This window comes from Micromonospora sp. C31, from assembly GCF_018070575.1.
Taxonomy (GTDB): Bacteria; Actinomycetota; Actinomycetes; order Mycobacteriales; family Micromonosporaceae; genus Micromonospora.
Genome location: NZ_JAGPXN010000011.1, coordinates 32,261 through 44,110, shown reverse-complemented (window position 1 = coordinate 44,110; position 11,850 = coordinate 32,261). Strand labels below are relative to the sequence as shown.

At 73.2% G+C, this 11,850-nt stretch carries 9 protein-coding genes; 2 read left to right on the top strand and 7 right to left on the bottom strand.

The window, feature by feature from the left end; all coding sequences use genetic code 11:
* Positions 1 to 17: 17 nt before the first annotated feature.
* From KBX06_RS16490 to KBX06_RS16460, 7 genes are all read right to left on the bottom strand, one after another.
* Positions 18 to 1,229, bottom strand: a complete 1,212-nt coding sequence (locus KBX06_RS16490) for a cytochrome P450 (RefSeq protein WP_210835733.1) — start codon at positions 1,227 to 1,229, stop codon at positions 18 to 20.
* Between the two features lie 244 nt (positions 1,230 to 1,473).
* Complete coding sequence (locus KBX06_RS16485; protein ID WP_307854653.1) at positions 1,474 to 2,469, bottom strand: TauD/TfdA family dioxygenase; 996 nt, start codon at positions 2,467 to 2,469, stop codon at positions 1,474 to 1,476.
* Between the two features lie 51 nt (positions 2,470 to 2,520).
* Positions 2,521 to 5,490 carry a condensation domain-containing protein gene (locus tag KBX06_RS16480; protein WP_210835731.1) on the bottom strand — a complete coding sequence of 990 codons (2,970 nt, stop codon included), beginning with the start codon at positions 5,488 to 5,490 and terminating at the stop codon, positions 2,521 to 2,523.
* Between the two features lie 35 nt (positions 5,491 to 5,525).
* Positions 5,526 to 7,316 (bottom strand): non-ribosomal peptide synthetase, encoded by a 1,791-nt coding sequence (locus KBX06_RS16475; RefSeq protein WP_210835729.1) that lies wholly within the window; start codon positions 7,314 to 7,316, stop codon positions 5,526 to 5,528.
* A 4-nt stretch (positions 7,317 to 7,320) separates the two neighbouring features.
* On the bottom strand, positions 7,321 to 8,142 hold the full coding sequence (locus tag KBX06_RS16470) for a hypothetical protein (RefSeq protein WP_210835725.1): 822 nt from the start codon (positions 8,140 to 8,142) through the stop codon (positions 7,321 to 7,323).
* A 70-nt stretch (positions 8,143 to 8,212) separates the two neighbouring features.
* Complete coding sequence (locus tag KBX06_RS16465; RefSeq protein ID WP_210835723.1) at positions 8,213 to 8,950, bottom strand: ABC transporter permease; 738 nt, start codon at positions 8,948 to 8,950, stop codon at positions 8,213 to 8,215.
* Complete coding sequence (locus KBX06_RS16460) at positions 8,950 to 9,894, bottom strand: ABC transporter ATP-binding protein (protein ID WP_210835721.1); 945 nt, start codon at positions 9,892 to 9,894, stop codon at positions 8,950 to 8,952. The genes KBX06_RS16465 and KBX06_RS16460 overlap by 1 nt, the downstream gene beginning before the upstream one ends.
* Before the next feature lie 230 nt (positions 9,895 to 10,124).
* Here KBX06_RS16460 and KBX06_RS16455 point away from each other — a divergent pair, with 230 nt between their 5' ends.
* Together KBX06_RS16455 and KBX06_RS16450 are read left to right on the top strand one after the other, a co-directional pair.
* A complete protein-coding gene (locus tag KBX06_RS16455) occupies positions 10,125 to 10,343 on the top strand; it encodes a hypothetical protein (protein ID WP_210835719.1) in 219 nt (72 codons plus the stop codon).
* Position 10,344: 1 nt separating this feature from the next.
* Positions 10,345 to 11,820, top strand: a complete 1,476-nt coding sequence (locus KBX06_RS16450) for an amidase (protein ID WP_210835717.1) — start codon at positions 10,345 to 10,347, stop codon at positions 11,818 to 11,820.
* Positions 11,821 to 11,850: the final 30 nt, after the last annotated feature.

Sequence of the window (11,850 nt, the reverse complement as noted above, 5' to 3'; positions counted from 1 at the left end):
CGGGGGTGGGGATGCGCTCAGACTGTGACCGGAAGGGACACCAGGGCGGGCACCAGCGGCGAGTGCCGCACCTTCAGCGACTCCGGGGGCACGGCCAGCTTGATGTTCGGAAAGCGGGTGAACAGTTCCCGGAGGGCGATGATGACCTCCATCCGGGCCAGCTCGGAGCCGGAACAGAAGTGCGGGCCGCCGCCGAACGCCACGTGCGCCTTGTCGACGCGGTCGATGTCGAGCACCCGGGGATCGGGGAACCGCTTCGGGTCGTTGCCGGCGGCGGTCAGGTGCAGCAGCACCGTGTCGCCCTTGCCGATCTTCGTACCGTCGATCTCCATGTCCTCGGTGGCGAAGCGGCGGAAGCCGTGGTGCACGGAGCCGTTGCGGCGCAGCAACTCCTCGACGGCCTCGTCGAACAGGTCCGGGTCCTTGCGCAGGCGCTCCAGCGTGTCCGGGTCGTCGAGCAGCGCCAGCGCGCCCCGGCTGATCATCCCCGAGGTGGTGTCGTAGCCGCCCAGCATCGTCAGCAGGGCCAGGGCCATCACCTGGTAGGGGTCGAGCTCCGGCTCCCCGTCGGCGTTCCTGGCGTGGATCCAGTACGAGAAGAGGTCGTCGCCGGGCTCCGCCGTCTTCTGTTGCCGGATCTCGTTCATGATCTTCGACATGGTCGAGCGGACCTGGGCGTTGGTCTCGTCGTCGCTGCCGAAGGCGAGGTCCGCCATCTCCTTGAGGTTCTTGCGGTACTCGTCGGGGATGCCGAGCACGTCGCAGACGATCGTGATCGGCAGGATGGCCGCGTAGTCGCCGACCAGGTCGCCCCCGCCCGCCGCCTCGATGGCGTCCAGCCGGGCCGCGACCAGCTCGTGCACCCGGGGGCGGAAGGTCTCCAGGTTGCGGGGCAGGAAGGTGAAGTTGATCATCTTCTTGAGTCGCGTGTGCTCCGGCGGGTCGAGGGTGACGATGGTGCCGGTCGCCGAGCCCTCCGGGAAGCGGTGGCTGGTGAAGTCGCCGTTGGAGTACTCGCGGGGACGCGCCAGGCGCTTGTCGCGCAGCGCCGAGTAGACCTCCGCGTGGCCGGTGACCAGCCACACCTGACCGTGGTCGTCGAGGCACGTGCGGTGGACGGTGCCCTGCTCGTGCAGTGTCGCGTAGCGCTCGTACGCCGCGTACGGGTTCGCGAAGTAGTCGTCGTCCATCAGCTTCCGATGCCCGTGCACCGGGCACTTGTTCGCCATGTCGTCCTCGCTGTGATCGCTGGTAAGGAATCGCTGTCGGCATCCGGTGCACCGGGCGACACGGACCGCCCGCGCGCCCATGGTGCCCGCAGTCCATCCACCCTCGGGTAATTGCGGAATCGGCGGCCGTTGGTGCGGTGACGCCTCAGTTCACGAGTACGGGGATCTCGATTTCGGGTGCGGCGGAATGGCGGAGACGACCCGCCCCGACGGCTGTCCGCCCCTCGTCCCAGGGCCCGGCCGATCAGTTGGTGCTGCTGAGCACGTTCCCGTCGGCCGGCCGCATGGCGCGCGAGCGCCGGAAGTCGCGGTGCACGAAGATCCGCTGGAGCCAGCGGTCCCGGCCGTCGTAGCGGGGGGTGAACTCGGTGCGGCCGTGCAGGGCCAGGCGGTTGTCGACGAATGCCAGGTCGCCGGGCTCCAGGATGAAGGTGCGACGGACGGTGCGCAGCGCCTCGCCGAGCATCGACAGGGCCTGCGTGGCCTCGGGGTCGAGGGGGAACGAGCTCTCGAAGTCGACCCGCACGTCCGGGTCGTCGAGGCTGCCGACGAGGATGCCGTGCGGCTCCGGCGCGCTGCGCAGTTCGCCGAACGACGCCGGCGGCTCGGTGACGAACCGCGGCTCGTGCAGCACCTGCCGGACCTGCGCGGAGAGCAGGGGCAGCGCGTTGCGGATGGACGTCACCTGCAACCCGGCGACGTTGTCGTGGTCGTTGCGCAGGCAGTGCAGGCCGACGTAGTCCGGGCGGTGCAGGTGGAAGGCGTTCTCCACGTGCATGGACAGCGTCACCGAGCCCGCGTTGCCCTGGAACTTCTCCATGCCCGGCACCGGCACGACGTCCTGTACGAGCGCGCCGCTCTTCTCCTCCTTGAAGGCGATGAGTTCGCCGAGTTGCAGCCCGAGCAGCACCTGGGCGGCGGCGGGCACCGTGGACTCCCGCTGCACCGAGCCGGGCACGGTGGGCGTCGCGGGCAACTCGTCGATGTCCACGGGCAGGTTCCGTACGAGCAGCACGGCGTCGAGCCCGGGATTCCAGGCGAAGCGCCGCACCATCTGGCGCAGTCGTACGGGCAGGTTGCTGGAGAGTTCGCGGGCCGACGCGAGCCAGGCGGTCGCGTCGACCAGGCGCGGCGGCCGGCCCGCCAGGTAGCGGGCGATCGTGTCGACCTCGATGTTCTCCTCTCTGGTCAGTGTGATCATGCGGTCGGTGCCGCGGGTGGGCTGGACGTCGACGGTCACGCCGAGCCTCCTCTGCTGAGGTTCGAGACGGTGTGGGGGTTGAGCGATCGGTCAGTCGTCGTCCTCGTCGTCGTCCCAGAACGCGTTCTGCAGGTGCTCCGCGAGCTGCCGGGGCGTCGGGTTGGAGAACAGGTCGGCGAGCTGGACCGGCATCGACAGGTCGGTCCGCACCCGCTGCACGAGCTGGGCGCCCAGCAGCGAGTGGCCACCGCTGGCGAAGAAGTTCGAGTCCGCGTGCAGGCCCGGCCGGTCGAGCATCTCGGTGAAGATCCCGACGAGGGCGACGGTCGTCTCGTCCGGCGGGTCGGCGTCGGCGGACGCCCTCGCGGCGGCGAGCGCCACCAGGGCCACGCGGTCCACGGTGCCGGCCACGGTGACCGGAAGCTGGTTCAGCACGACCAGCTCGGGCGTGAGCGGCAGCGCGGCGCGGGCGTGCTCGCGCAGCCGCTCCGCGGCGTCGGGCTTGCGGGACTCGACGAAGGCGACGACCGTGACGTCCTGCGTGTCGCCGGCGGAGCCGACGGCGGCGACCGCCTCCACGTCCGGGTGGGCGGCGAGGACGGACTCGATGTCGGCGAGGTGGATCAGCTGACCGCCGACCCGTACCTGGGCCGACAGCGGGCCGACCACGTCGATCCGGCCGTCGGGCAGCAGGCGCGCGAGGTCTCCGGTGCGGTGGAACCGCCCGTACGTCGGGTGCTCGCCGAAGCGCGCGGCGGTCAGCTCCGGCCGGCCGTGGTAGCCGGAGGCCAGGCTGTCGCCCGCGACGCACAGCTCACCGCGTACGCCGATGCCCAGCTCGTGCCCGGTGCCGGGCTCGGTGACGAACACCGCGGTCGCCGGGCGGACGCCGGGCTCGTCCCGGCCGCCGTCGAGCGCGGCGTAGCCGGCGACGCCGGGCGTGGTGTAGCCGTGGTGCGGCGTGCCGCCGGTGGCGCGCAGCTGCGCGGCCAGCGGGCGGGGGAGCGGTTCGTGCGCCACCAGGAGGGCGCGGCCCGCGAGCCGGTCGCCCGCGTGCTCGACCACCTGGCGCCACACCGTCGGCGGCGCCTGCACCGCGTCCACGGCGTGCCGCTGCACCAGCTCGCCGAGCGCGTGGCCGTCGGTACGCGCCCCGTCGGGCGCGACGACGACCCGGCCGCCGGTGGTCAGCGCGACCAGCAGCTCCGTCAGTGCCGCGTCCGTGGCGGCGCTGCTCAGCCACACCGTGACGGCCGGCGAGGCGGCGAGCCGGTCGACGAGCCGCGCGACCGCACCGGCCAGGGCCCGGTGGGTGATCGTCACCGCGAGCGGCGCGGGCGTGTCGAGGTGGTACTCCAGGTAGGCCACCGCGTCGAGGTCACCGCCGGCGGGCGCGTCGGTACGGATCGCGTCGGTGCCGTCCACGACGGCGGGGATGGGCACCGCGCCGGGCACGGGGAGGCCGTCGCCCGCCAGCACCGGGGCGGCACCCGAGTCGGCCAGCCGGGCGGCCAGGTCGGGGACCGGCTGGGTCGGGTCGAGCAGGACGCAGCGCGCGCCCGCCAGCCACACGCCGAGCCACGCGGCGGCCAACTGCGCGCCGCGCGGCGCCAGCACGGCGACCGTGCCGCCGCCGGAGGCCGCGACCAGGTCCCGGGTGGCGAGCGCCGCCGACCACAGCCGGCCGTACGACACGGCGTGCGCGCCGTCCTGCACGGCGACGAGATCCGGGCTCGCGGCCACCGTCGCGTGCACCGCATCGAGCACGGACGCGGTGGCGGCCGGCGCCGACGGCGACGCCGGCAGGGCGAGGTCGTTCGGGCCCCGGCGGGACAGCTCGGCCACCGGCCGGTCCACCTCCTCGCCCAGCTGCACGAGCAGCGCGTCGTAGCGTTGCAGCAGCAGCACGACGTCCGCCGCGTCGAAGGCGTCGACGCAGAACGCCGCGCGAATGGTGGTCGAGTCCTCGCCCGGCATGATGAAGAATTCCAGGTCGAAGCGGCTGTAGCCGTTCTCCACCATGACGTGGCGCACCGGGGTCCCGGTCAGCGCGGCCGAGGTGTCCGCGGTGCCGGGCACGTAGTTGAACAGGTGCCGGAAGAACGAGCTGCGCCACGACGACGGCGCGTCGCCGAGCACGGCGGGGGACACGTGTTCCAGCGGTACGTCGGCGTGGCTGATCGCCTCCAGGAAGGTGCTGCGCGTCTGCTTCACGACGGCGCGGAAGTCGGCGCCGGCGTCGAGCCGGACCCGCAGCGGCACCAGGTTCGCGTGGTAGCCGATGGCGTTCATGCTGCGCTGGTCCCGCACGTTGACCGGGGTGCCGATGACCACGTCGGCACCCGCGCCGTGCTGGGCGAGCAGCACCGAGTACGCCGCGAGCAGCACCACCGCCTCCGAGGCGCGCAGTTCGCGCTGGAAGCGGCGTACCACGGCGCGGGCCGGCGCGGAGAGTTCGTGGTGGACGGTCCGGGCGCGCAGGGACGGCGCCCCGACGGGCGGGCGGGAACACCACAGACCCGCCTCGGCGGCCCGCAGCCCGTCGAGGTTCTTCCGCCAGTACGCGACGCTGCGCTCGTTCGGCGCGCGCTCCGCGAGCGCGGCCACCGGGGCGTCGTCGGGCCGGCGTCCCGCCGCGAGGGTCTCGTAGGCGGCGAGCAGCTCCCGGAGCAGGATCGTGGTCGACATGGCGTCGAAGTTGAGGTGGTGCACGACGACGCAGCACACGTCGCCGTCCGCCCCCGCGCGGATGCCCGCCCGCACGAGGGGACGGCCGTCGATCGGGAAGGGCTCGGCGGCGAACGCGGTCAGGTCGGCGTCCCGTCCGGCGTCGCCGGCCGGGACGTCCCGCACGGGCACGTCGACCTGGTCGGGGCCGAGCACCTCCCGGGTCAGCGTCGCGTCGTCGGAGCGGAACACGGTGCGCAACACCTCGTGGCGGGCCAGGACCGCCCGCAGCGCCGCGGTGAACAGCTCGCGGTCGATCCGGCCGGCCACCTCGAAGGCGACCGCCACGTTGTTGACCCCGGTGTCCGGCACCAGCCGCTCGAGCAGCCACATGGCTGCTTCCTTCCTGCTGGCCGCGTTGCTCATGCTCAGTCGTCCCCTCGGTCGGTGTCGGCGCAGACCTCGGCGAGTCGCGCCACGGTCCGGTTTTCCAGCACGTCGCGCAGCGACAGGGTGAGTCCGCGTCGGCGTGCCTCGTTGACCAGTTGGGCGGCGCCGAGGCTGGTGCCGCCCCGGACGAAGAAGTCGTCGTCGACGCCGATCGAGGAGACGGCCGTGTAGGTGGCGAAGAGTTCGCACAGCAGCGCCTGCAACTCGTCGGCCGGCGCCCGCCCGCCCGGGGCGGCGGTGGCCTCCGGCGCCGGCAGGGCCGCCGTGTCGAGCTTGCGGTTCACGGTCAGCGGCAGCGCCGGGAGGCTCACCACGGCGCTCGGCACCATGTAGTCCGGCAGAATCTCGGCGAGGTCCTTGCGCAGCTGCTGGGGGTCGACCCTCGCGTCCCCCTCGGGCACGACGTACGCGACGAGCTGCTTGACCTCCGGGGTCTCCGTACGGATCACCGCCGCCGCGTGCCGAAGCTCCGGACGGCGCAGCAGCGCCGCCTCGATCTCCCCGAGCTCGATGCGGTAGCCGCGGATCTTCGCCTGGTTGTCGACCCGCCCGCAGAACTCGTACTCGCCGTCCTCGGTGGGCCGGATCCGGTCGCCGGAGCGGTACATGCGGGAGCCGGGCGGGCCGAACGGGTCCGGCAGGAAACGCTCGGCGGTCAGCGCCGGCCTGCCCAGGTAGCCCCGGGCCAGCTGGGCCCCCGCGATGTGCAGCTCGCCGATCTCGCCGGGCGCGACCGGGCGCAGCTCCTCGTCCAGCACGTGGAAGCGCACGTCGGGCATGGGCTGGCCGATGGGCAGCGGCCCCGGCGGGACCGGCTGGTCGGGCTCGATGACCACGGTGCTGCACCCGACGGTCGTCTCCGTCGGACCGTACTCGTTGACGACCCTTGCGCCGGGGTGCCGGCGGCGCCAGGCGTCGACGGTCTCGCCGAGCAGCAGCTCGCCGCCGGCCATCAGCTCCCCGGTCGGGGACGCCTCGGCGGGCAGCGCGGTGAGCAGCGGGAGGTGCGAGGGCGTCACCTTGACGAACGTGGGCCGCTGCTGCCCGGAGGGCCCGGCGGCGGGCGTGCCCATCTCCTCCAGGGCGCCGACGTGCACACAGCCGCCCGTCATGAGCGGCGCGTAGAACGCGGTGACCGTCAGGTCGAACGCGAACGAGGAGTGCAGCAGCGCCCGCCCGCGTACGCCCGGGTAGGCCGCCACGACGTGGCGCAGGTACGTGCCGAGCTGACGGTGCTCGATCACCACGCCCTTGGGGCTGCCGGTGGAGCCGGAGGTGTAGATGACGTACGCGGTGTTGGCGGGCCGCAGCGGGGTGAGCCGGTCGGCGTCGGTGACGTCGGTGTCCGGCTGGCCGGCGTACGCGTCCGGGTCGTCGAGGAGGACCCGTGGCAGGTCGGACGCCGGCAGCGCGTGCTGGTCGTCGCCGGTGGTCAGCAGCAGCATGGGCCGCGCGTCGGTGAGCATGTGCTCCAGCCGCTGCGGCGGGTAGCTCAGGTCCAGCGGCAGGTAGGCCGCCCCGGCCTTGAGGGTGGCCAGCGCGGCCACCACCAGGTGCGCGGAGCGGATGCCGATCGCGACGAGCCGGTCCGGGCCCGCGCCGAGCGACACCAGCCGGTGCGCGAGCCGGTTCGCCTCGGCGTCCAGTTGGGCGTACGTCCTGCGGTGCTCGCCCCACACGACTGCGGTGGCGTCCGGGGTGCGCCGCACCTGCCGCGCGAACAGGTCGGTGAAGAGCGCGGGCTCGCCGCCCGCCGGGCCCGGTGCCACCGCGCTACCCCGCCATCCGCAGACCGGCGTCGGCGCCGGTCATCAGGCCGGAGACGGTCCCGGCCACGTCGGGGTGGCGCAGCATCTGGTCGTGGTCGACGTCGAGCGCGATGGTGCGCCCGAAGAGCTGTCCCCGCTGCGTGGAGTGGGTGGAGGTGATCGCGGTCGCCGTCTCCCACCACGGGGTGGGGTCGATCTCGGTCGCCGCCCGCAGGTACCCGACGAACGAGGCGAAACTGCCGCCCAGTTCGGCCCGGACGTCGTCGTCCAGCCCGAGCCTGCGGCCGGCCACGTCGATGGCGTCGCGGAAGATCCCGGCGAGCGCGGGACCGATGAGGGTCAGGTCGTCCAGCCCGTACCTCTCCTGCACCGCCTGGCCGTCGGCGTGGAACGCGGCGATCTCCGCCGGGGAGAGGATGGTGCGCAGCGCGTCCGCGGCGGCGTGGAAGTCCCGGTAGAGCCCGACGATGTTCGGCAGTTCGGGATCCAGCAGGACCAGTCGGGGTGCCTCGTCCTGCGTCTCGGCCAGCCGGGACGCGAGGGCGGCGGCGAAGACCGCGCCCACGCAGTAGCCGATCACGGTGTCGACGGTGCGCTCCCGCCGGCGTACACCCTTCGCCCACCGCTCGACGTAGTCGGTGCCGGACATGGTGTCCTCGGCGCCGGAGGCGGGTGCCACGGTCTCCCAGATCTCGCCGGGTGCGCTCAACAGGGGGACCAGGTCGCGGAAACACGCCTGGGTGCGGCCGGTGCTGGTGAAGTCGACGGTGAGCGTCAGGCCGCCCTGACCGCCCTTGCGCAGTATCTGCCAGGAGTTCTTCTTCACGATGCGATCCCTCGTCGTAGCGGTGCGTACGGTCGTCGTGCGGGGTGTGGGAGGCCCGTCGGCTCCCGGCTCAGACGCGGGCGCTGTCACGCACGTACCGCAGGGTCACGGCGGCGCCGAGCACGATGGTCCAGCCTGTGAGCACCAGGGCCGCGAGCCCGAGGCGGGAGTCGGCCTCGAACGGGCTGTGGCCGACCTCGGCCAGCCAGTGGCTCGGCATGACGGCGGACACCGCCTGGAGCCAATCGGGGAACGCGACCGACGGAAACAGCGCGCCGCCGAGCACCCCGAGCAGCATGTGCGAGACGGAGGTGAGGACCTGCACGCTCTCGGCCGTGGCGACCTGGCCGATGAAGACGCCCAGCAGCGCGAACGGCAGCGTGCCGACCCAGACCCCCAGCACCAGCTGGAGCCAGCCGCCCAGCGGCAGCCGGACGCCCTGCAACAGCGCGCCGGTGAGCGCCACCGCCGTGATCGCCGGTAGCGCCACCACCATCGCCGCGGCCAGCTTCGCGGTCAGGTACGACGTCGGCGACAGCGGGGTGATGCGCAACTGGCGCTGCCACCCCGTCGACCGTTCGATCGCCACCCGGGTGCCGACGTTCAACGCCACGAAGAGCGCGCCGAAGGCGGCGAGACCGCCCAGCAGGTGCTCGCTGAAGTTGATGCCGGTGCGCTCGACGACCTCACCGCGGAACAGGTTGGCCTGCATGAGGTAGAGCAACGTCGGGAACAGGAACGCGACGATCCAGAACTTGCGGGCGCGGATCACCCGCTTCACTTCGATCTTGAGGAAGCCCGTACTCATCAGGCGGCTCCGCCCTTCGTGGAGGTGAGAGCCAGGAACGCCTGTTCCAGGCCGAGGGCGCCGATCTCGACGTCGTACGCCCGGGGATGGCGTGCGAACAGCTCCCGGGCGGCGGCGTCGGAGTCGGAGCAGACGAGTTCGAAGCGCTGGCCGCGGGCCTCGGCGCTGAGCACGCCGGGCAGCAGGCGGAGCTGCTCCACCGTCGCGTCCGGGACGGTGGCCGACAGCGAGCGGCCCGCCACCACGGAACGGATCTCGGTGACCGTGCCGTCGGCGATGACCTTCCCGGCCCGCACGAGCACCACCCGGTCGGCGAACTCCTCGGCCTCCTCCAGATAGTGGGAGGCGAACACCACGGTGCGCCCGGAGTCGGTGAACTCCCGCATGGCGGCCCAGAACACGCGGCGCGACTCGACGTCCATCGCCACCGTCGGCTCGTCCAGCACCAGCAGCTTCGGGTCGGACACGAGGGTCATCGCCAGCCGCAGCCGCTGGCGCTGACCGCCGGAGAGCCGGCTGCGGCGGTCGGCGATGTCGGTGAGGTCGGTGCGGCGCAGCACCTCGGCGATCGGCAGCGGGGCGGCGTGCAGCGACGCCACCATCGTGAGCAGCTCGCGGATCGACACGTCGTCGAGCAGTGCGCCGTCCTGGAGCGTCGCCCCGATGACGCCCCGGGTGATGGCCTCGCGGGGGGTGTGTCCGAAGACGCGGATGTCGCCGCGGTCGGGGCGGGTGAGCCCCAGGATCATGTCGACGAGCGTGGACTTGCCCGCGCCGTTGGGCCCGAGCAGCGCCACCACCTCGCCGGGTGCGATCCGCAGGTCGATGCCGTCGACGGCCCGCACGTCGCCGTATCTCTTGTGCACGGCCGAAACGTCGATCGCCTGTGGTGTCACCGCACCGGCCGTGGGTGTCGCCACGAGGTTCGCGATTGCGTTGCTCATTGATTCCCCATTTAGATCGGCGCGGGTATGCAACAGTATTTATCAGTGCCGCGGAGCGGGCAGCCAGGAACTCCGGGGCCGTGGCCGCGAGGATCGGCGTCCGAGGTGCCTTATTCCGGGGTGGTGAGGGGTGACCGTAGGGGTTACCCCGTGAAGGCCGCGCCCGCCATCGTCGGAGTTGTCGTGGTCCTGGGCCGCGCATTTCTTGTGGCCCGTGCAGGGAGGTGTTCGTGGCGCCCCAGAAGCGGAACGTTGACCGCTATTCGTCGAACGTTGACGCGAAGACGGACGTCATGGTCCGGGACGATGTCACGGCCGTGTCGTTCCTTTTTCCGCACAGCGACTTCTTCCGGCACACAGGAACGGACGCGGAATCGGAATTGACCGGCGGCCGGCCCGCGCCGCGGGTCGTCGCGACCGACCTGCCGGGCCACGAGACGGTGAGCTGACATGGACCACGTGGCCGCCGCAGCCGAGCGGGCCGACCGGCTCGGGCCGATGCTCGGCACCTTCCTGCACCGCTTCCCGACCGTCGACGCCGGCACGGACGGGCCGCTGCGCGGCACGCTGATCGGCGTCAAGGACGTCGTCGCCGTGGCCGGCGCGCCGAGCACCTGCCAGAGCGTCGTGCACGACGCGGACTGGTGGGCCGACCGCGACGCGACGGTGGTGGCGCGGCTGCGCGCGGCGGGCGCGCTCATCGTCGGCAAGACCACGATGGGCGAGCACGCGCTGTCCCGGCCGGACCCGGAGGCGCCCTTCCCGGTGCCCCGCAACCCGTGGGACCCCCACCGGTTCACCGGCGGTTCGAGCTGTGGCAGCGCCAACGGCATCCCCGCCGGGTTCTTCGACGCGGGCGTCGGCACCGACAGCAACGGCAGCATCCGGATCCCGGCCGCGCTGTGCGGCGTGACCGGGCTGAAGCCGACGCAGGGCCTCCTGCCGGCCGCCGGCGTCCGCCCGCTGGCGCGTTCGGTCGAGACCACGGGCCCGCTGGCGCGTACGGCCCGGGAGTGCGCGCGGCTGCTCGCCGTGATGGCGGACCGCCCCGCGGAGCTGTCCCGGCCGCCGCTGGGCGACCTCGCGGGCGTACGCGTCGGCGTCCCGGGCGACCTGGTGCGCCACGCCGCCGCGCTGACCGAGGACACCGCCGCCGCCTTCGACGCCGCGCTCGACGAACTGCGGGCCGCCGGGGCACAGGTCGTCGACGTGCCGTTCGACGAGGCGTTCCCGCTCTTCGCCGCGCAGCTCGTGACGATGCTGGTGGAGGCGTTCGAGGTGCACGGGGCGCTGCTGCGGGCACGCTGGGGCGACTACGGGCGACCCTTCCGGTGGAACGTCGCGCTCGGCGGCGTGCTCCCGGCGGAGACGTACCTGCGGGCCCAGCGGGTGCGCGGGTGGGGCGCCGACGCCCTGCGGGCGCGGTTGCGCGACGTCGACGTCGTCGCCACGCCCGCCTGGCCGTCCGGCGCCCCCCGCTACGACGACCAGGCCGGCCTCCAGACGATCTCCTTCCTGCCCAGCGCCTGGAGCGCGGTCGGCTTCCCCGCGCTGGCGCTGCCGATGGGCGTCGACGGCGACGGGATGCCGCTGTCGCTGCAACTCGCCGCCGCGCCCGGCCGCGACTTCGAGCTGGCCGCCGTCGCCGACGTCTACCAGCGGCGGACGGGCTGGCACGAGCGGGAGCCGAAGCTGGACGTCGTGACGGACCTGGCTTCCGTCTGCGTGCCCGGGGCGCCCGCCGACGGCGTCGACCCCGTACGGCGGGAGCGGCTGGCGCGGGCGTTCGGCGAGCTGGGCGTCCCGCTGGGGGACGGGGACCTCGACCAGGTGACCATGACGTGGACGAAGGTCGAGGCGCTCGCCGGGGTGCTGCCGCAACTCCCGGTGGACGTGGCGCCGTTCGTCGCTCACCCGGCCGGTTGAGCGCCCCCCGGGAGCACCGGGCCCACCGGC

Excerpts from the sequence above, each read along its gene's own strand:
- KBX06_RS16490 (WP_210835733.1), bottom strand. The coding sequence starts at position 1,229 with ATGGCGAACAAGTGCCCGGTGCACGGGCATCGGAAGCTGATGGACGAC.
- KBX06_RS16480 (WP_210835731.1), bottom strand. The coding sequence starts at position 5,490 with ATGTGGCTGCTCGAGCGGCTGGTGCCGGACACCGGGGTCAACAACGTG.
- KBX06_RS16450 (WP_210835717.1), top strand. The coding sequence starts at position 10,345 with ATGGACCACGTGGCCGCCGCAGCCGAGCGGGCCGACCGGCTCGGGCCG.
- KBX06_RS16460 (WP_210835721.1), bottom strand. The coding sequence starts at position 9,894 with ATGAGCAACGCAATCGCGAACCTCGTGGCGACACCCACGGCCGGTGCG.
- KBX06_RS16465 (WP_210835723.1), bottom strand. The coding sequence starts at position 8,950 with ATGAGTACGGGCTTCCTCAAGATCGAAGTGAAGCGGGTGATCCGCGCC.